Annotated in this window: 18 protein-coding genes; 14 read left to right on the forward strand and 4 right to left on the reverse strand. The window is 62.2% G+C overall.

The window, feature by feature from the left end:
- The first annotated feature begins 16 nt into the window (after positions 1-16).
- Entirely contained in the window at positions 17-2023 is a 2007-nt protein-coding gene (locus DQW91_RS16965) for a WecB/TagA/CpsF family glycosyltransferase (RefSeq protein WP_245410881.1), read from the forward strand.
- Positions 2020-3276 carry a UDP-N-acetyl-D-mannosamine dehydrogenase gene (wecC, locus tag DQW91_RS03615; protein ID WP_112662153.1) on the forward strand — a complete coding sequence of 419 codons (1257 nt, stop codon included), beginning with the start codon at positions 2020-2022 and terminating at the stop codon, positions 3274-3276. The genes DQW91_RS16965 and wecC overlap by 4 nt, the downstream gene beginning before the upstream one ends.
- Here the strand turns inward: wecC and wecB are convergent.
- Positions 3249-4439 carry a non-hydrolyzing UDP-N-acetylglucosamine 2-epimerase gene (gene wecB / locus DQW91_RS03620; protein WP_112662453.1) on the reverse strand — a complete coding sequence of 397 codons (1191 nt, stop codon included), beginning with the start codon at positions 4437-4439 and terminating at the stop codon, positions 3249-3251. The genes wecC and wecB overlap by 28 nt on opposite strands.
- A 191-nt stretch (positions 4440-4630) precedes the next feature.
- Here wecB and DQW91_RS03625 point away from each other — a divergent pair, with 191 nt between their 5' ends.
- The 5 genes from DQW91_RS03625 to DQW91_RS03645 all read left to right on the forward strand — a co-directional run bounded on the left by DQW91_RS03625 (position 4631) and on the right by DQW91_RS03645 (position 7851).
- A complete protein-coding gene (locus DQW91_RS03625) occupies positions 4631-5674 on the forward strand; it encodes an AraC family transcriptional regulator (RefSeq protein ID WP_198411760.1) in 1044 nt (347 codons plus the stop codon).
- A 140-nt stretch (positions 5675-5814) separates the two neighbouring features.
- The gene (locus tag DQW91_RS03630; protein ID WP_157961324.1) at positions 5815-6135 is read left to right on the forward strand and encodes a hypothetical protein; all 321 of its coding nucleotides are present in this window, start codon (positions 5815-5817) and stop codon (positions 6133-6135) included.
- 9 nt (positions 6136-6144) lie between these two features.
- A complete protein-coding gene (locus tag DQW91_RS03635) occupies positions 6145-7023 on the forward strand; it encodes a hypothetical protein (protein WP_112662156.1) in 879 nt (292 codons plus the stop codon).
- Complete coding sequence (locus tag DQW91_RS03640; protein WP_112662157.1) at positions 7001-7480, forward strand: hypothetical protein; 480 nt, start codon at positions 7001-7003, stop codon at positions 7478-7480. The genes DQW91_RS03635 and DQW91_RS03640 overlap by 23 nt, the downstream gene beginning before the upstream one ends.
- A 5-nt stretch (positions 7481-7485) precedes the next feature.
- The gene (locus DQW91_RS03645; protein WP_157961325.1) at positions 7486-7851 is read left to right on the forward strand and encodes a VanZ family protein; all 366 of its coding nucleotides are present in this window, start codon (positions 7486-7488) and stop codon (positions 7849-7851) included.
- A gap of 81 nt (positions 7852-7932) precedes the next feature.
- Here DQW91_RS03645 and DQW91_RS03650 read toward each other — a convergent pair whose 3' ends face one another.
- Complete coding sequence (locus DQW91_RS03650; protein WP_198411761.1) at positions 7933-9162, reverse strand: right-handed parallel beta-helix repeat-containing protein; 1230 nt, start codon at positions 9160-9162, stop codon at positions 7933-7935.
- Between the two features lie 572 nt (positions 9163-9734).
- Here DQW91_RS03650 and DQW91_RS03655 point away from each other — a divergent pair.
- The 3 genes from DQW91_RS03655 (at position 9735) to DQW91_RS03665 (ending at position 12444) form a co-directional block, all read left to right on the forward strand.
- The gene (locus tag DQW91_RS03655; protein ID WP_157961326.1) at positions 9735-10649 is read left to right on the forward strand and encodes a class I SAM-dependent methyltransferase; all 915 of its coding nucleotides are present in this window, start codon (positions 9735-9737) and stop codon (positions 10647-10649) included.
- A 187-nt stretch (positions 10650-10836) separates the two neighbouring features.
- On the forward strand, positions 10837-11511 hold the full coding sequence (locus tag DQW91_RS03660; protein ID WP_157961327.1) for a class I SAM-dependent methyltransferase: 675 nt from the start codon (positions 10837-10839) through the stop codon (positions 11509-11511).
- A 27-nt stretch (positions 11512-11538) separates the two neighbouring features.
- Positions 11539-12444 carry a right-handed parallel beta-helix repeat-containing protein gene (locus DQW91_RS03665; protein ID WP_112662162.1) on the forward strand — a complete coding sequence of 302 codons (906 nt, stop codon included), beginning with the start codon at positions 11539-11541 and terminating at the stop codon, positions 12442-12444.
- Positions 12445-12447: 3 nt separating this feature from the next.
- Here DQW91_RS03665 and DQW91_RS03670 read toward each other — a convergent pair whose 3' ends face one another.
- Entirely contained in the window at positions 12448-13245 is a 798-nt protein-coding gene (locus DQW91_RS03670) for a CpsD/CapB family tyrosine-protein kinase (RefSeq protein ID WP_112662163.1), read from the reverse strand.
- 9 nt (positions 13246-13254) lie between these two features.
- Entirely contained in the window at positions 13255-14721 is a 1467-nt protein-coding gene (locus DQW91_RS03675) for a GumC family protein (RefSeq protein WP_112662164.1), read from the reverse strand.
- Between the two features lie 226 nt (positions 14722-14947).
- Here DQW91_RS03675 and DQW91_RS03680 point away from each other — a divergent pair, with 226 nt between their 5' ends.
- The 4 genes from DQW91_RS03680 to DQW91_RS03695 all read left to right on the forward strand — a co-directional run bounded on the left by DQW91_RS03680 (position 14948) and on the right by DQW91_RS03695 (position 19819).
- Positions 14948-16255 (forward strand): polysaccharide biosynthesis/export family protein, encoded by a 1308-nt coding sequence (locus tag DQW91_RS03680; RefSeq protein ID WP_112662165.1) that lies wholly within the window; start codon positions 14948-14950, stop codon positions 16253-16255.
- Positions 16256-16295: 40 nt separating this feature from the next.
- Positions 16296-17219, forward strand: coding sequence for a glycosyltransferase family 2 protein (locus DQW91_RS03685; protein ID WP_112662166.1), 924 nt, complete (start codon positions 16296-16298; stop codon positions 17217-17219).
- Positions 17220-17328: 109 nt separating this feature from the next.
- The gene (locus tag DQW91_RS03690; RefSeq protein ID WP_245410882.1) at positions 17329-18288 is read left to right on the forward strand and encodes a glycosyltransferase; all 960 of its coding nucleotides are present in this window, start codon (positions 17329-17331) and stop codon (positions 18286-18288) included.
- A 34-nt stretch (positions 18289-18322) separates the two neighbouring features.
- On the forward strand, positions 18323-19819 hold the full coding sequence (locus DQW91_RS03695; RefSeq protein ID WP_112662168.1) for an O-antigen translocase: 1497 nt from the start codon (positions 18323-18325) through the stop codon (positions 19817-19819).
- The last annotated feature ends 10 nt before the right edge of the window (positions 19820-19829 follow it).

Genomic DNA, 19829 nt, shown 5'->3' on the forward strand with positions numbered 1-19829 from the left:
AACTCATCAGCCTTTTATGCAAGACGATCCTCCCGCGCGGCTGGACGTCCTGCAATCTCACACAAAGAACCTGCGCGAGCGCACCGCACGGCTGGTCTCGCTTGCGCTGCGTGGGCTGCCGCAAATGTATGCGGATGGCAGCTTTGTTCACACCGTTCGCGCCGTTCACCCTGACATGGACATGTCGGTACGGCCGGAAGGCGAGAACCTTCGATATGCCGCCATCGTCGCGCTGGGCGCGGCGTTCGTCGATCACGATGACCAGCGGCGCATTCTCGGCGGGCGCAACGCAGCGGAGTTCGCGCGATCCATCGTGGGGCTGGCGGCGCTGAGCGAAGATACCGGCGCGATTGCGCTGACCGCATGGGCGGCAGCCGAAGTCGCCGGGTTTCACGCGGCGGACCTTTTCGCACGGCTTCGCGCCGTGCTCGCGGCGAACGAGCCGGTCTCCACCGTGGAATGCGCGTGGACCGTGATCGCGGCGCTCGCGGCGCGGCACCTCGCGGACACGGACGATCTGTGTCTTGCGGCGGCGAACCGCCTGCGGCTGGCGCAAAGCCCGAGCGGGCTCTTTCCGCACATGCTGCCCGCCGAGGCAAGTGGGCGGTTTCGCGCGCATGTGGGCTGTTTCGCGGATCAAGTTTATCCGATCCAGGCACTTGCCCGCTTCTCGGTCGCCTATGGCGACAAGGCCGCGTTGGCGGCGGCGGATTCGTGCGCCGCCCGTATCTGCGCATGCCAGGGGCCGGCGGGCCAATGGTGGTGGCACTACGACACGCGCGATGGAACCGTGGTCGAAGGCTACCCGGTCTACAGCGTTCATCAGCACGCGATGGCGCCGATGGCGCTGCTCGATCTCGCGGAGGCCGGAGGACATGATCACCGGCAGGCCATCGGCAGCGGGCTGATGTGGCTCTATGAGCACCCGGAGGTGAGCGGCGATCTGATCTGCGAGGAGAGCGGCGTCATCTGGCGCAAGGTCGGGCGGCGCGAACCGGCGAAGGCCGTGCGGAAGATCTCCGCCGTCACGACGGCGCTGAGCCCCGGCCTGCACCTGTCCGGCCTTGAGGCGATCTTTCCACCGACGCGGATCGATTATGAGTGCCGCCCCTACGAGCTCGGCTGGCTTCTCTATGCCTGGCTCTCGGGCGGAGTGGTGCAGAAATTGCGGGGCGACGAGACTGTGCGGATACATGCCCGCGCGCCGCAGCCCGTTGCGCAGAACGACAACAGGCGGCTTCTGTTTGGGCTCTACATCGATCCGTTGAGAATGGAGGAAGTCGTCGAGCGTTGCCGCGCGGCCCTCACCGCCCGCAGCCCGCTCCTGCTCGGCGTGCTCAACGCCGCCAAGGTGGTCAAGCTGCGGAAAGACCCGGCCCTGCGCACCTCTCTTCTCGAATGCGACCTGCTTCTCGCCGACGGGCAATCCGTCGTGTGGGCAAGCAAGCTGCTCGGCCGTCCGCTTCCCGAGCGGGTCACCGGCATCGATATCTTCGAGCGGCTTCTGGGTCTCGCGCATCGGGAAGGATGGTCGATTTATCTTCTCGGGGCGAAACCGGATGTCTTGCGCACGCTCGAGGAGCGGCTGCAGGAGCGTTATCCGGGGCTGAAGATCGCCGGCCGCAACGACGGCTATTTCGCCGACGAAGACGGCTCGCGGATCGCCGCCGACATCCGCAAGTCGGGTGCGGACATGCTGTTTCTCGGCATGAGTTCTCCGAAGAAGGAGATCTTTCTCGGCTCCTTCAAGGACAGTCTCGACGTTCCTGTCCTGCACGGGGTCGGCGGATCGTTCGACATTCTCGCCGGCATCACCAAACGCGCGCCGGTGGGTTGGCAGCGGTTCGGCATGGAATGGGCGTTCCGCCTGTTGCAGGAGCCGCGCCGCATGGCCTGGCGGTATCTGTCCACGAATGCTGAATTCCTGCTCTTGACCGCGCGGGAATTCTTCGGCCCGTCGCCACCGTTTCGGGGGGCCGTCACGCACGTAGTTCTTCAAGGTAACCGGGAGCCGTTGCAATGACCGATCTCTTCTCTGGCCGTCTGGCGATTCTCGGCTTGGGATATATCGGTCTACCAACGGCAGCGGCGCTTGCGACGCGCGGGGTCGAGGTGATCGGTGTCGATATCAACGAGGACATCGTCGCCGCCGTTGCGCAGGGCAAGGTTCCCTTCACGGAACCCGACCTTGCGGTCGCCGTCAGCGGCGCGGTGGCGATGGGCCGCTTGAGCGCGGTGTCGGAAACGCCCGAGGCGGATGCCTACATCATCGCCGTGCCAACACCCTTCAATGAGGACCGCACGGCCAATCTCTCTTACGTAAAGGCCGCCGCCGAGCAGGTTGCGCCAAAGCTGAAGCGGGGCGCCATCGTCATTCTCGAATCCACATCGCCGCCCGGAACCACCGAACAGGTCAGCCGCTGGATCGGCGCGCTGCGTCCCGATTTGAGGATGCCGCATGATTCGGATGGCGTTGCCGAGATCCACGTCGCCCATTGCCCCGAGCGCGTGCTGCCGGGGCGTATCATGATCGAGATCATCACCAATGATCGCGTCGTCGGCGGGGTGACGCCACGCTGCGCGGAGCGCGCCGCTTCGATCTACCGGGTGTTCGCGCAAGGCGAAATCCTGCTCACCGATGCCGCGAGCGCGGAGATGGCGAAGCTCGTCGAAAACGCCTACCGCGACGTGAACATCGCATTCGCCAATGAGCTCTCGATGATCAGCGAGGCGCTGCATCTCGATATCTGGGAGGTCATCCGCCTGGCGAACCGGCATCCGCGCGTGGAGATCCTGAAGCCCGGTCCGGGCGTGGGCGGACATTGTATTCCAGTCGATCCCTGGTTCATCATCGCCGCCGCGCCTGAATCCGCGCGGCTCCTGCGCGCCGCGCGCGCGGTCAACGACGACAAGCCGCATCATGTGGCGCGGCAGGTGATCGCCAAAGCTGCGCGGTTCAACTCCCCGACCATCGCGTGCCTTGGCCTGACCTTCAAGGCGAACGTGGACGATATTCGCGAAAGCCCCGCCGTCGAAGTGGTGGAGCTGATCGCCAAGGGGCTGCCCGAGACCGCTGTCATCGCCGTCGATCCCTACACGGACCGCCTGCCGCCTGCGCTCGCCGGCTATTCGAACTTGCGTATGGAACGGGCGATCGAGGCCGTGGAGCAGGCCGATATCGTCGTGCTGCTTGTCGAGCACGACCAGTTCAAGACCCTGGGCAGGACGCGGCTTGGCGGCAAGGTGGTCTACGACACCCGCGGCGCGTGGACCTGAAGCGGTACGGCGCGCGGCAGCCCGATAAACGGATCGAATTCGATGGGTCGTTCGGCGAGGCCGAAGAAATGCTCGATGGCGCGCATGCAACGCATCGCGGCATGGCCATCGCCATAAGGATTCACAGCCCGCGCCATTGCCTGATGGGCGTTGTGGTCCGTCAAGAGGGCCGTGACCTCATCGACGATGGTGTTCTCGTCCGTGCCGACCAGCTTCACGGTTCCGGCGGCCACCGCCTCGGGCCGCTCGGTGGTCTCGCGCATCACCAGAACAGGCTTGCCGAGGCTCGGCGCTTCTTCCTGCACGCCGCCGCTGTCGGTGAGAACGACGCTCGCCTCGTTCATCGCCCGCGCGAAATCGCAATAGGCGAGCGGCGCGGTGATGACGACATTGTCGAGTCCCGCGAGCGGCGGCAGCAGCACATCTCGCACCACGGGGTTGAGATGGGCCGGCAGGAAGAACAAAACATCGGGGAACGCTTTCGCGATGCGCACGATGGCGCGCGCGGTGCGGGCCATCGGCTCCCCCCAGGATTCGCGGCGATGCGCGGTAATCAGAACGGTCTTCCGACCCTTGAGCTTCGCAAGGTCCGCGTTCTCGATCGGGAGGTCGCGGGCCACTACATCGAGCAACGCGTCGATGACGGTGTTGCCGGTCACGTAAATCTTTTCTTCCGGAACGCCGTCCGCCAGAAGGTTCGCCTTCGATGTCGGCGTTGGTGCCAGATGCACGCTCGTCAGCTGTGTCGTCAGGCAACGGTTGATCTCTTCCGGGAACGGATTGTTGGGATCGCGCGTGCGCAGGCCCGCTTCGAGATGGATGACGGGCACGCGTTGATAGAATGCGGCGAGCGCCGCCGCAAGACATGTGGTCGTATCGCCCTGGACGAGAACGGCGTCCGGCTCCTCGGCGGCGATGACATCGGACACGCCGTTGAGGGCGCGCGTCGTGATGTCCTGCAGCCGCTGCCGCTCGGTGATGATGTCGAGATCGTGGCTTGGGCGGATACCGAACAGGCTGTTGACTTGATCGAGCATCGCCCTGTGTTGCCCCGTGACCGCGACAACAGCCGTGATGTGCGCGCAGCGCTCAAGAGCTGCGACGAGCGGAGCAACCTTGATGGCTTCGGGACGCGTGCCGTAGACAAAAAGAATCTTGCGCATTGTCGAATGAACCTGATGCCGCATTCCGGCATCTAGGTGATGCGCAATCTCGATCTATCCTCCCACCGGCGGCCACGCTGGCGCATGAGAGGTACGCCTATCGGACCGCGCCCGCAGGTTTGCCAAGCTCCGTTGCGACGTCAGATAATTTTGGCGATCCGACGGGGCACAAGCCAATGCCGCAGGAGAAGGTGAGCCGATCCACGGAAAAGACCGCCGCTTCTCTTCCAACAGCGAGCGGCGTGCTCTGTCGGCTTGCCGCCGAACATGCCGCGCAGGCGGGAATCAGGATCGCGCCGTTGCTCCGCAAGGCCGATCTTCCCCTATCCCTGACCAATGATGAGAGCCTTCGCGTCACATCGAAGAGCCAGATCGTCTTTCTCGATCTCGTCGCTAACGCGTTGCAGGATCCGCTGCTCGGCTTCCATCTTGCAAGGGATATGGATATGCGCGAGCTAGCGCCACTCTATTATCTGATGGCGTCATCCTCGAAGCTGGGCGATGCACTCGACAATGCGGCCCGTTACAGCGCCGTCGTGAACGAGGCGGTTCGGGTTTCCGTGGCCCGCAGCGCGGCAACATTTTCGATCGATTACGAATATGTCGGCATCGAACGGCATCTCGACCGGCACCAGATCGTGTTCTGGATCACCTATACATTACGGGCGGCGCGCGCCCTGACCAACCGCGCCCTCACGCCGACCTATGTCGGCTTCGTTCACCAAAGCGAGGCCGATAATTCGGAAATGGAGCGCTATTTCGAATGCCCGCTCAAATTCGGCGTCCCGCGGGATCGTATCTCCTTTGATCCGCAGATCACGGAACTACACTTCCTGACAGAGGATCTTTTCCTGAACAGGTTCATGGTCGCTTACTGCAACCACGCGTCCGTTCAGCGAGCTCGCTCGGAAAACCCGATCCGCACCAGAGTGGAGAACGCCATCGTTCCCCGCTTGTCGGAGGGCACCGCGAGCGTAGGCGCTGTGGCAAGCGACCTCGGCTTGAGCATTCGCACCTTGTCGCGAAAGTTGGCGGCGGAAGGGCTGACGTTCAGCACCATTCTCGATGAGCTGCGCTTCGATCTGGCTTTGCAGTATCTGCGAAACTACGAGCTCTCGATTTCACAGATAGCTTGGCTGTTGGGATACACGGAGATCAGCTCCTTCGTTCACGCATTCCAGCGCTGGGCGGGAAAATCGCCGACTGATGCGAGACGCTCCATTCGCCATTCCTAGCTCTCAGGAACGTGAATTCGGGGAAGCGCAATATATCGGAAGCGCCGTTTCGTACTCCCTTTGAACGGTTTTCAAGAGGCTGCTACGGGCGCACGATGTAACAATCGGACCAAAACTGGTTGTAGGTCTTGGAGGCCGGTATGTTTACGTGGACCAAAGTTCTTGCAGTGACGATTTCGTTCTGCGCGGCAGCGGCAGCGGCATCGATGGCGCTTCCCTCCTCTCACGGAGGGTCGTTCTTTGGCTCCTGGTGGAGCCAGGGCTGGGGCAATAAACCCGGGCACCACGGCGGCGGAGGCGGTGGCTGGGGCGGTGGTGGTTGGGGCGGCGGTGGTGGCCACGGCGGTGGCGGATCCGTCGGCGTGCCGGCTCCCATAGCTGGTGCGGGCCTTCCCTTCATTATCCTGGCGGGCGGCTACGTCCTGGTTCGTCGGCACCGCAACCGCAACAAAGCGCAATGATCGAACGACATGCCGGGCGGCGCGCACCTTTTGCAGCCTGACCTGGTGGAGCGGAAAGCCCCGGTCGCTGACCGGGGCACGGCAGTCTTGTCGCGGAACGACCTCTTTGTTGCGCTCTTCTTCCTCGGCTTCATCAACGGGATCAGCGAGCGCGTGGCTGTGGCTGTCGCCGAGAACGGCATCACGGCGGCGCTGATCGGGACATTCGACATCAGCATTATTGTCTGGGGCGCTTTTGCCATCGGCGTCGCTTACCTGCTGCGAGAGCCATCGGCTTCGCCGGGGAGGGCGGACTGGATTGTCGCCGCCGTTACCTTCGCGGGCTTTATGGTGCCTGTCGTCCCTCTGAGTTGGCTCGCGATCTCGGGCCTTGCCTCTCACGTTCTGCGCACGTCGGAGCGCGCGAGCTTCACGCACCGCGGGGCCTGGATTCTTCTTGCCCTGACGATCCCGATGTTCTGGGGGCGCCTTCTGTTCGCAACCTTCAGCGATGTCATTTTGCGCGCAGACGCCACGCTTGTCGGCTGGCTCGTGGGAACGCACCGCCTCGGCAATGCCGTCGAGTTCGCGGACGGGTCGGGCTACTTGTGGATCGCGCCGGCCTGCTCATCGCTGGCCAATGTTTCGCTCGCCATCCTGTGCTGGGTGACGATCAGCAAGGTTCTGAACCGCGCGGGGTCGTGGGGGGATGCGGCGTGGATTTCGCTCGCCTGCATCGCGGTCATCGCGATCAACGTCACCCGCATCAGCTTGATCGGTCTGCACCGCGAGCAGTTCGAGCTGATCCACGGCCCTGTGGGCGCGACGATAACGAGCTGGGCTATTCTCGGCGCGACCGTTGGGATCTGTCTTTTGGGGGTGCGGCGTGATCTACCGGCTCGTTCTTAGCGCCATCCTTGGCATTGCCCTGGTCGTCAGTTTGTCGCTCAAGTTTCCGGGCATAGCGGATATCGCCGTGGCCACGGCCGGCACGACGCCGCGCGATATCGCCACGCTTCTCGAACGTCATGACTTTGAAGTGCGGCAGGATGCGCCGGATACCGATCTGAGATGGGTTTCGGGAAGGGCGGGAACCTGCAGCGTTCTCATCGCGCCGGTCGCGCCGCAAGGTTGGCACCGCTCCCTCATCGCGAAGCTCGCGGGTGACAAGCGGGTCTTTTACGTCTTCGAGGGCCAGATTTATGCCGAGCAGCCGATTCTGCGAACGCGGGCGCATTATTACTGGAGCAAGTTCAATCGCTATCTCGGCCTGAGCCCCGTGACCCGCCCCGTCATCGCCGTCATCGCCACGCCTGGCTGCGAGAATGTGCCTGTCGATGAACTTGCCGCTTTGTCGGCCCGGTGATGCGGATGCTTCAACGGAACTCCTCGGAAACGGTGAGAGGGCTGTCGCGCCTTGTCGGGTGGCTGCTTATCGCCGCTGTGATGGTTTTCACGCTCGCGCCGATCGGCATTCGCCCCGTCACGGCGGCGCCTGCGGACCTGGAGCGTTTCGTGGCCTTCGTGCTCATCGGGGGAGCGTTCTACATCGGCTATCCCCGGCATCACATCGGCTTCGTGCTTCTCGTCATCGGCATCGCCGGCCTGCTCGAGGTTCTGCAGAACATCGTCCCGGGCCGTCATGGACATTGGCACGATTATTTCGTCAAGGCGACAGGAGTTCTGATCGGGACGCTTTTGGCACGGCTTGCGGAATGGGCCTTCATCCGCCGCTGAGAAGCGAGCGCTCCGCTTCTACAAAAAGAACGGCCCCGGCGTGAACCGGGGCCGTTCTTAGTCGTTAAGCCAATCGGATCTTTAGATCACGAAGAAGTCGGCTGCCGTGAGCTTGGCGAGGTTGCTGACCGTTGCGAACTGAACCGCAGCGCCCGAACCGTTGCCGTCCGCGTCGTAGAGAAGCGCGCCGGTCTTGTTGTTGTAGATGATGTGGTCGTTGGCATCGAGAGCCTTGGTTCCGATCCGGAACTCGCTCGCGGCCAGCGCGCCGGCCTTGAGACCCGTGAAGACAGAGTCCTGAAGGTGGATCGTGTCGTACTTCGGGTTGAAGTCCGTGATCGTGTCGACATTCGTGGTCTTGTTCGGCTTGGTGTCGAAGACGAAGGTGTCACGACCCGTGCCGCCGCTGAGAATGTCGTTCCCGCCCTTGCCGTTCAGCGTGTCGTTTCCACCGTAGGCAAGGATCTTGTCGAGGCCGGAGGTGCCCGTCAGGACATTGGCGCCATTGGTGCCCTTGATGACCTTGGTGACCGTTCCGGGCGTATCGGGCGTCGACGGGACCGGATCGGGTGTCGTCGGGTCCGGGGTGGTCGGCGTCGTGGGTGTCGTCGGGTTGGTGGGCGTGGACGGCGTCGAGTCGGGCGTGCCGCCGAGAACGCCTTCGGTGTTGCCCGAGAGGTACGGCGAGTTCTTCTGGAAGGAGTAGTAACCCCAGTGGCCCTTGCCGAGATAGTTGTTGGTCAGGGAGACGCCGCTGACCGTGCCGCCGCTGTTGAACTGAGCGTCGGAGTAGACGGTGTAACCGCCGCCGGCGAGGTAGTTGCCGTCGATCGTGATGTTCGTGGTCGAGCCGAAGTAGTTGTCGATCATGATCGCCGACGTGTCGGTGTGATCGTTGATGACGGTGTTGTGCTTGATCGTGACGTTCGAAACGCCGCCGTCGATCTGGATGCCGTCGTAATGCGGGCCGGACCAGTTGGACTGCAGATCGTGGATGTAATTATCCTGGATCACCGTGCCCGACTTGTTGACGTAAATACCGTCTTCCACATTGTGGATGTTGTTGCCGATGAAGGTGCCGCCGCCGCTGATGCCGCGAATGCCCTCGGCAGCCATGCCGTCGATTTCGCAATTCTTGATGGTGGCGCCTGACGCCAGGATGTTGACCACTGCCCAGCTGCTGGCCGTGATCTTGCAGTTTTCCAGCGTCACGTTCTGGGCATTGATGGTCACCATGCCCTTGATGTCGAGGTTCTTGATGGTCACGCCGGGAGTGTTGATGACGAGGCCGCCCGAGGGGGTCAAAGTCACGCCGGCGGGAACACCAGTATTAGTCGCGTTAGGAAACCCCGAAAGCGCCGAAGTCGAAACAGTTGCCATAATAAATCCTTACCTTACGTAAGCTATTCGAAAATGACTTTAAGTCGGACGAGCCGTAAGGAGGGACCGCCAGCTGGCACACAACACGAGCTGACTATCGTTGGACGACCCGACGACCGATGAGACCACCGAAGAACTCAAAATCTCAAAGCCAAGCTCTAAAGTGGTAGTCCGGAATACACACGGCTTGACCGTCGGGTCTTGTGATGAATGGACAGTTCTTTGTGATTCCAGGCCAGCTTGGCCGGAATCGAGGGTTTCGTGAAGCGAAACAGCAATAATGGCGACATCGTGGCGAATATTCGTCGCGATGTTGGTTTAAAAACCGCAGAAATGTTAACCCCTTCAAAAAGCCAATTACTGCGCTTTACTGCGTAGCCGCGTGAGCAGGGCTGAAGCAGCTGCGCTCAGGCTACCTCCTTTGGGATGCTTGTCTCGGCAGGGGGCGGCTCGCAAGATTGACCGGTCATGTCGTCATGCCGCCGCTGAGGACCAATGCGCCCATGTCGAAGTCCTACACCAGCAACACGACTTTGATGACTAAAGCGCGGGAGGCCTGGCGTTTGCGCCAGTGGCACGCCACGAACGCCGCCTCGCGGGTAAAACAGGTCATCGAGGTGATGGATGAGCTCGAAGAAACTTTGCGCGCCCGCTACGGTCTGGCGCTGGAAGGCCTCGACGTCCTCGACATCGGCACGGGTCAGCAGCAGATCCAATCGGCATGGCTCGCCCGCCGGAACCGCGTCACGGGCATCGATCTCGATGTCATCGCCAAGGGTTGGTCGCCCTGGCCCTACCTGAAGATGGCGCGCGAGAACGGCGCCAACCGCACGGTCAAGACTCTGGCTCGCAAGGCGCTTGGCCTCGATGCGATGTACAGCCGGGCCCTGTTCGACGAACTTGGCCGCACGGCCAATGATTTGTCCGTACAGCAAATGGATGTCATGGACATTCGGCTAGCATCGGGCAGTTTCGATTTCGTGTATTGCTCCTCGGTGCTGCAATGCGTTCCCGATGTTCCGCGCGCGCTTGAGGAAATGAACCGGGTTCTGAAGCCCGGCGGCGTCGGGTATTTCACGGTGCAGCTCTACAGCAGCGAAACCGGTTCCCTCGACCCGCGTCTTTACGGCGGCGACCGGAGCGACATTCCCTATTGGGCGCATCTGCGCCCCACAGAGGCGAGCAAGGTCGCTGGTAACGCATGGCTCAACAAGCTGCGCCTGAGCGAGTGGCGCGAGCATGTCGGCGCAAACCTCTTTGACCCGACAATTGAACTGAGCCAACCGAAGGCGGAGGCGCTGGAGCCGTTGGCGCAATCTCTGCACCGGATGGGGGAGTTGAGGGATTACACCCTGGAGGAACTCCTCACTCACGAGCTGCGCGTGTCATGGAGCAAGAAGAACGGTCGTGACGGGTGATCCGAAACAGAAGACCGCGTGGTTACCACTTTTGGGCCGCTTGCCTCGGCCCGTCATCAGGCACAGCTTTGAGTGGTGAATGCCCGGAGGATCTGCTTTGGGCGAAAGGCGTCGGAGGGTTGGAAGGCATGACAGATCATCGGGTCGCGGCATGCTCGGACTGGTGCTTCCAGTGCGGGAGCCTCACATGACCGAACTACCCTACAACAACCGCAATTCTATTCCTTCGATCATGCGGCGGCGGCGATTCCAGATCGTCAACCGGCTCATTCAGGATATCATCGACAAGAAAGGCTCTTGCCGCATTCTGGATATTGGCGGAACGCACTATTACTGGGCCCTGGACGACGATTATCTCAACGAGCGGCGCGGCAAGGTCACGATCATCGTCGCCAATGTCGACGAGCCGACCGAGGAGAAGAACGAACTTTGCGAATATGTCGTCGGCGATGCGACGGCGCAGGACATCTATGAATCTTACGACTATGACCTGATCCACTCGAATTCCGTCATCGAGCATGTGGGCGCATGGCCGAAGGTCAAGGCGATGGCGGATCATATTCGCGCATCACAGCGCGCTTACTACATTCAGACGCCGAATTACTGGTTCCCCGTCGAGCCGCATTTCCGCTCAGTGGGGTTTCAATGGCTGCCGGAATCGACCCGCGCGTCGATGTTGATGAAACGTCAGCGCGGCTTTCGTGGACCTGCCAAGAATTGGGACGACGCGATGGATCTGGTGGAGAGCGTCAAGCTGCTCACCGCATCGCAACTGCGCGGCCTCTTCCCGGAAGCGGCACTGCTGCGGGAGCGCATCGGTCCTTTGACGAAATCCTTCATGGTGGTCGGCAACGGGCACTGAGAGAACTGTGAGGAGGAAAGCGTCGGCATGAATGGCGGCAAGCGCGCCGAGACGGGACGTCGCCGCTTGATCATGACGCAAGCGATGCTGGTCCTCGGCCTCTCGATCCTCTGCACCGCGCCCATCCTCGCCGATCCGAGCGCTCGCCAGACCAATAATTGCATGCCCAAGCCCTCCGCCTGCGGCTTTCCCGATGCGACCAATACAGGCGTTCCGCCCGGAACCGTCCTGTCTCTCCATGAGGGCGACCTGCACATCACACAGCCCGGCGCGGTGGTGGACGGTCTCGACATTGTCGGTTGTGTCTACATCGAGGCCGACAACGTCACCCTCAAGCGCTCGCGGGTGCGCGGTGGGTGTCCCTATTATGCGATTCGCACCTTCACGGCCTCGCGCTCGGTAACGGGCGTGAATATTACGGATGTGGAAATCGACCTTCGCGGCAATCTCGATACCAAAGGCATCGCGTTCGATGGCTACACCGCGACCCGCGTGCACTTCCACAACGGGGCCGATTGCGCGCATTTCGGCACGAATGTGACGATTGAGGATTCGTTCTGCGATGTCGCTCCCCTTCCCGATGGGGCGACGGTCCATGCGGACGGCTTCCAGTCGGACGGCGGCAACGGCATCACGCTCCGGCACAACACGATCCGCAATCCCAACGGGCAGACCTCGGCGATCATCATGGGCACGAACAGCGCCCCCATCGTGAATGTGCGGATCGTCGACAACCTGATCGCCGGCGGCGGATGGGCGCTCTATTGCGCCGCGGCCACCGGCACCATCAAGGACGAGACGGTTTCCGGCAACCGGTTCGCGCGGACGTATTTTCCCCGTGGCGGCGCTTTCGGCCCCGCCGCCTATTGCGAGCGCATCGGAGCCGGGTGGGCCGGCACGAATGTGTGGGACGATACCGGAAAGCCTTTCTAGGGATCAATAACCGTACTTCTCGGGCCCGTGTTCGCACTTGTTCAGCACGACGCCGAGAACGTTGGTCTCCTGCGCGAGGCTGCGCTCGCACACATCCACCTCGCCAAGCGTGCTCGTCTCCGCCGCCACCACCAGGATCACGCAATCGACATTGGGGAGGAAGGCGATAACGTCATCGTTGGCGAGCATCGGCGGCAGATCGAAGAGAAGAATGTCGGGCTTCAGCTTCTCTTTCAGGTTCGTGAGAATCGGCGCCGTGTTGGGGCCCTGCAGCAACTCGGCGGCATAGGATACCGGGTGCGAATTCGTGCCGACAGCGATGTTCTCGCCGCACCGCAGGAGTGATTCCTCGATGGCGGCTTCCCCTTTCAGGAAGCGCTCCATCGAATAGATCTTCTCAGCGCCGAGAACGTTGCCCACTTGCGGGCGACGCAGGTCGAGATCCACGAGAACCGTGCGGCAATCCTTCAGGTTGGCGAAGCTGAAGGCGAGGTTGATGGAAACCAGCGTCTTGCCGCAGCCTTGCGTCGGAGAGGTGATGGCGATCGAGGTCCAGTTGTTCTGGCGCATGATTTTGAGGATTTTCGTGCGCAAAATGTCGAAGGTGAACGTCGCCTTGTCCGTCCTGTCAATGGTGACGATCCGCCGTTGGGCGACCCGCTTTCGGTCGAGCGTCATCTGTGGAAGTTTCGTCCAGAGCTCGCCGTTCCCCGCTGAATGCGACATCGTTCCATCCGGAAAAGTCACCAGGGCGCTTTCCCGTTCCAGCTTTTCGCGTGCAGCCTGAGTGATGCGATCCATGATCCGCGCCTACATTCGCAGTGAACGACGAAGTGTCGAAGGTATTAACGGCAATCGCCTCGGATACGTTTCACCTCTCACGGGGATATAGGGGATCGTCGCCAGCGGCTCGATGTCCAGCGTCTCGATGAGTTCCGCGGGCCGGCGGATGCCCTTGTTGGTGATTTCGAGCAGAACGATGAAAGCGAGCCCCAGAACCAGCCCGCCGATCACGCTGCCGCCCGCGATGGCGAGCCGCTTGGGACCGATGGGGCGCTGCGGCGGGGTCGCCAGCTCCAGCACCGACAGCCGCTCGCCCTTGGCGCGCTGTTCGATCCGTTGCCCGGTCGAGGCGTCTCCGAGCCTGGCGACGGCCATGTTGTATTGCGTCTGAACGTTCTGGTGTTGCCGCTCGAGCGCATTCAGCGCGGTTTCGTTCGCCGGGGTTGCCGCAATCGACTGGTTGAGGTCAGTCAGGCTCTGGCTGAGGGTGGATCTTTCTTCCGCGATGAGGGCCAGCCGCCGGTCGATGTCGGCAATCTGAAGGTCGAGTTCCGTCGGAACGGCCTTGCCGGTCGTGCCTTCGGAGCCGCCCGTCCTCTCGGCCTGCACGGCCTTTTCGAGGGCGGCGATCTGCTCTTGAAGGGCGACGAGGCCGGGACTCGCTTCGGAGAAGATCGTGCGTTGCTCAGTCAAGACCCGGCGCAGTTGCTGCAGGGTTTGCTCGGCGGGCGTCATGGCCGCGCTGGCGACGCGCCCGGTGCCCGAGAACATTTCCGTGAGTCTGGAACGCCCGTCGCGCAGCGACGCTTCTTCTCGGGAAAGCTGCGTCAGCCGTTCCTGCTGGCCGATCTGCTGCGTGCGCCGGAAGCTGAGGCTCTCGGGCAGGGCATCCTTGTTATTGCTCTTGAAGTCCAGGATTTCGCGTTCCAACTGACCGAGCTTCGCGCCGAGGCGTTCCGTTTCCTGCTGGAAGAATGCCGAAGTTTCCGTGGCCTGCTGCGTGCGCTGGAGCGTGTTCCTTTCCAGGATCAGTTTGACGAACTCGTTCACGACCTCAGCCGCGAGAACCGGGTCCTTCGCCTTGAAGGTCACGGCAAAGGCGGTTGCCGCGTCGCTGGCGCGCTGCGTCTCGAAGCGGATCTGTTCGAAATTCATTCGCGCGCGCATGTCGTCGGCAATATCGTTCTCGGAAAGCCCCGTGCGATCGCCGTAAAGGCTGAAGCGGTCGGCGATGGCGAGGAGGTTCGCGCGGGTCTTCATCTGCAATTCGATGAGCTGCACCTGCTTGACGATCTCGGTCGGCACGGTCGAGCGCGCGAGTTCCATCGAAATTTGCGGCGATTCCACCATGATTTGCGCTTCCGCGCGATAAACGGGCGGCAGCATGGAGGCGACGATGAACCCGATCAAGGCGATGGTGAGGGCGATGGCAGCGAAATAGGGGAAGCGTCGGAGGAAGATCGATCGGTAGAAGCGGAAGTCGATATTTCCCATTGCACGCTCACTCGCTCAGGTCAGAACCATCAATCCGTGAGCAGGGACAGTCCCGCAGAAATTCGAAATTGCCCTTGCTGATAAAGGAGAGAATACCCGCGTTGAAAGCCAAGTTCTAGCGAAGCAGTTGACGCGAAAGTATTACGCCACTGCTCGCCACATGACGATTTCGATAGAGTTGTCAAAAGAAACCCCCGCCCAATAATGGAGCCGAAGCCCGGTCAGAATGAGTGCGAGCAAGATGTGCGTGACGCGTGAATTCGGATGGAAGTCCGCAGGAGCGGCTTTGCTAAGCTTTGCCGCTCTCGCATTGCCGCCTTCCGCGCGCGCCGAAGGTGAGCGGCTCGCTCCGCACACCAAACTGCGCGTGAGCGTGGTGCAATGGGTTCCCTCCAAGGGTGAGTATCAGCGATGGGAAGCAGTCGGCGGGGACTTCACCGTTGCCGCCAATGGAACCATTTCGCTGCCTCTGGTCGGGGCGCTGAATGTCAGCGAGCTCGACGGTGCGGAGCTGGGCGCGAAGATCGCCGAGCAGATCAAGGCCAGGACCGGGCTCATCAACACGCCCGACGCGACGGTGGAAATTCTGGAGTACCCACCGATCTACATGGTGGGAAGCATCACCACGCCCGGGGAATACAAGTTTCGCCCCGGAATGACGGTCCTTCAGGCTCTGGCCCTGAGCGGAGGCCGGTTCCGCGCCGCGCAGGACGGCGGCGGCAAGGGCGAGATCGGGTTGCTGGGCGAATTGCAGAACCTGCGCGATGAAATCCTGCGGACCGTCGGCCGTGTCGCCCGCTTGCAGGCCGAGCGCGCGGGCGCTGCCGAGATCACCTTTCCCACCGAACTGACTTCGCACGAGAAGGAGAAAACCGCCGCCGAAGTGATGGCTCAGGAGCGGGTCATCTTCGAGGCGCGCAGGAACGGCCTGCAGCGGCAACTGGACAACCTCGCCGAGTTGCAGACCCTGTTCACGGCGGAGATCGGCGTTCTCGACAAGAAGACGGAGATGCTGGACAGCCGCCTCAAGACCGTGGGTGAAGAACTTGCGGGCGTCAAATCCCTGGTGGAGCGCGGCATCGCGACGGTTTCGCGGCGTTCCGAGCTGGAGTTCGCCGTTGCCAATCTGCAATCGAACCGCCTCGATGAGGTAACCGCCGTCATGCGGGCGCGGCAGAATTTGAGCGAGGCCCAGCGCAATGCGCTGAGCTTGCGCGACAGGCACCAGACGGAAGTCTCCACCGAATTGCAGGACGCGCAGGCTAATCTCGAGCGGTTGAAGATCAAGGAAGACGTCGCCAAGAAAGTGCTCATCATCAGCGACATTCCCTCGTCCGGCGAGAAGCGGGACGAGAATGCGGTCGAGCCCGAGCTTTCGTTCACCATCGTCAGACAGGGCCAGGACAAGACCGAGGAATTCACCGCGTCTGAATCGACGGCTCTCATGCCGGGTGATGTGGTGAAGGTCGCAATCACCGCGCCGCCACCGAAGAAGCAGGTCACCGGCTCATCGACCGTCGGGGCCGTGCAATGAGCGCAGCCTTTCTCCCCAATTCGCAAATGCCGGCGATCTGATGATGGAGGCGGCAACCTCTCCGCTCCCGAAGGTGAGCGTAGTCATCCCGCATCTCAACGAGCCGGATGACCTCCGCCGATGCCTTGCCGCCCTGAAAGCACAAGAGGCCGATGGCATTCCGTTCGAGATCATCGTCTCCGATAACGGCTCGCATGAACTGCCGGAGGCAATTTGCGCCGATGTGCGCCTGGTGCGCGAACTCACGCCCGGTCCCGGCCCGGCGCGCAATCTCGGCGCGCGCATGGCGCGGGGAGACATCATCGCTTTCATCGATGCCGATTGCCTGGCCGATGCTGGATGGCTTCGCGGAATCGTCTCCTTCTTCGAACGCAATCCGCATGTGGGCTGCCTTGCAGGCGATGTCGGCGTGGCGCGCGCCGATCCCGACCACCTCACCGCCATCGAGGCTTTCGAGAGTGTCTTCAGCTATCGCGTGCAGCTTTATGTTGAACGGCACCATTATGCCGCCACCGGAAACATGGCTGTCCGCCGGGAGGTGTTCGAAGCAGTCGGGCCTTTTGGTGGCATTGCGGTAATGGAAGATGCCGAGTGGGGGCAACGGGCGACAGCGCAGGGCGTTACCATCGCCTACGTGCCGGAGGTGCGAGTGCTCACGCCGTCATGCCGAACCTTCCCGGAACTCATCAGGCGATGGGACAGGCATATCGCGCACGAATTCGAGAAGGTCGATGGCAGTGCTTTCGGCTTGGCTAAATGGATCGTACGCAGCCTCGTCATGGCGGCCTCGCCGTTGGCGGAGATCGTCACCATCATGCGGTCCGACAAGGTTTCCGGTCTTTATGAGCGGTGGCTTGCTTTTTCCTGCCTCACCCGTGTCCGGTTCTATCGCGCGGGCAAGATGCTGGCCTTGTGTCACTCGGGGGATGCCTCTCGCATGGTCGGGAGCTGGAACCGGGATTAGTGCCTAAGGGACCGGGTGGCGGATAGTCCGGAAGGGTTCTGGACTTCCGCAAAAGGCGGCGGGTACGCTCTTTCACGCCTGTCCCATCAGCTTTGAAAGGGAGGCCGCAGTGCCGGCGCAGCACCTTGCAAGTTTGTCACCCCCGGAGCTGCGCCCTTGCTCTCCGATTTCCATCGTCATCGTCACCTACAACAGCGCCAGGGTTCTTGCGGGGTTGCTGGATTCTTTGCCTGCGGGCCTTGCGGGTATTGACGATGCCGAGGTTGTCGTCGTCGACAACGATTCCGCCGATCGCTCCGTGGAGATTGCGCGCGCGCATCCGATCCGTCCGCGCATCATCAGCACGGGGCGTAACGCCGGTTATGCCGCCGGCATCAATGCCGCGACAGCGACCATCGCGCCGGATCGCAGCGTGCTGATCCTCAATCCGGACATCCGCCTGCAACCGGGCGCGGCGCGCACGTTGCTGGAGCCGCTGAACGACCCATCCGTGGGCGTCACAGCGCCCCGCATCCTGAATGAGGACGGCAGCACCGCTTTTTCTCTGCGCCGGGAGCCGTCGGTGCTGACGGGGTGGTCGGAGGCTCTCCTCGGCGGGCTTGCGATCCGCATGGGTCTGAGCGAGGTCATCTCCGATCCGGCGCTTTACGCGAAGGGCGGTCCGGTCGAATGGGTGACGGGCGCGGCGCTGGCCGTCTCACCGCAAGCGCGACGCATCGTCGGCGATTGGGATGAATCGTTCTTTCTCTACAGCGAAGAGGTCGATTACCTGCGCAAGGTGCGTGACAGCGGATTTTTCGTTCTCGCCGTCCCTTCGGCCGAGATGATGCATATCGGCGGGGATTATCTCGACAATCCTCGCCTGTCGGCGCTTTTGGCGCATAACCGCATCCGCTATTTCCGCCGCCATCATGGGCCTCTCGCGACGGCGGCTTTTCAGTTCAGCATCGTCATTGGCGCAGCCATGCGCGCCATGTTGGGCCCGACCCATCGCGCCGTTCTGCGGGCGGCTCTTGCGCCCGCAAAGCCGCCTTTCGAAATCCCCACAGGTGCGGGAGGACAGGTTTGATTGTCGCGAAACCCAACAGGCGGTGCACCAGCGCATGACATTGGAAGATACCCCCGGTCGGCAGACCTATGGTCAGATCCTGAAGTCGACGGCGCAGATCGGCGGCTCTTCCGTCGTGAACATCGCTTTTTCGATCATTCGCAACAAGGCGATTGCGGTTCTGCTTGGGCCTGCGGGCGTCGGTCTCATCAGTCTCTACGGCGCAATCTTCGATCTGGCGCAAAGCCTTGCCGGATTGGGCATTCAAAACAGCGGCGTGCGGCAGATCGCGGAAGCGGCGGGTTCCGGGGATATGGAGAAGATCGCGCGGACGGCCACAGTTCTGCGCCGGGTCTCAATCATTCTCGGCCTTCTCGGCGGCGCTCTTCTTGTGGCGTTTGCCGCGCCGGTGTCCCGGCTCACTTTTGGAGACGAGCAGCAGGCCGCCGGCGTCGCGCTGCTTGCCATCGCCGTGTTCTTCAAGTTGATCTCGACCGGGCAGGGCGCGCTGATCCAGGGCATGCGGCGCATCTCGGACCTTGCCCGCATGAACATTCTGGCGGCGTTCTTCAGCACGGTGTTCACCGTTCCGTTGATCTACTTCCTTGGTGAGGACGGCATCGTCCCCTCCCTCATCGCGATGGCCGCCGCCTCGATCCTCACGTCATGGTGGTACAGCCGCAAGATCAAGATCAATTCCCTGCCGATGCCGCTCTCGCAGATGCTGCCGGAGACGGCGATGCTCCTGAAGCTCGGCATCGCCTTCATGCTGACCGGCTTTCTCTCTCTCGGCACGACTTACGTCGTCCGCATCATCGTGCTTCGGCATGATGGGGTCGAGGCGGCGGGCATGTATCAGGCGGCCTGGGCCCTGGCGGGGCTTTACACCGGCGTGATCCTGCAGGCGCTTGGTGCGGATTTCTATCCGCGCCTCGCGGCGGTAGCGAAGGACAATCCCGAGTGCAACCGCCTTGTCAACGAACAGGCGCAGGTCAGCGTGCTGCTCGCGGGTCCGGGTGTGATTGCCACGCTCGTTTTCGCTCCGCTGGTGATGGAGATCTTCTATTCCGCCGAGTTCCGTGCGGCGGTGGGCCTGTTGCGCTGGGTCAGCCTTGGCATGATGCTGCGCGTCGTCTCCTGGCCGATGGGCCTGATCCTTCTGGCAAAAGGCGAGCAGAAACTCTTTCTCGCGACGGAGGTGGCGGCAACGTTCGTGCATGTGGGGCTCGCCTGGCCCCTCGTGAACATCCTTGGAATTGACGGCGCGGGTGCAGCCTTTTGTCTGCTTTATGTCTGGCACACCGCCTTCGTCTACGTGATCGTGCGCAAGATCAGCGGCTTTCGTTGGTCGTCCGCGAATGTGCGGGTCGGTGCGATTTTCGTGTCCGCCACTACGGTGGTGTTCTGCGGCTTCCTGTTCCTGCCCGCATGGCCGGCGACAGGCCTTGGCGTTGCGGGTGTCTTGCTCACCGGTCTCTATTCCTTGCGCAACCTTCTCAGGTTTTTCCCGTCCCACCTGCTGCCGGTTCCCATCCGGCGCTGGGTCGCATGAGCGGGGGGGC

Origin of the sequence: Microvirga flavescens, from assembly GCF_003290125.1 — a bacterium.
Classification (GTDB): Bacteria; Pseudomonadota; Alphaproteobacteria; order Rhizobiales; family Beijerinckiaceae; genus Microvirga; species Microvirga flavescens.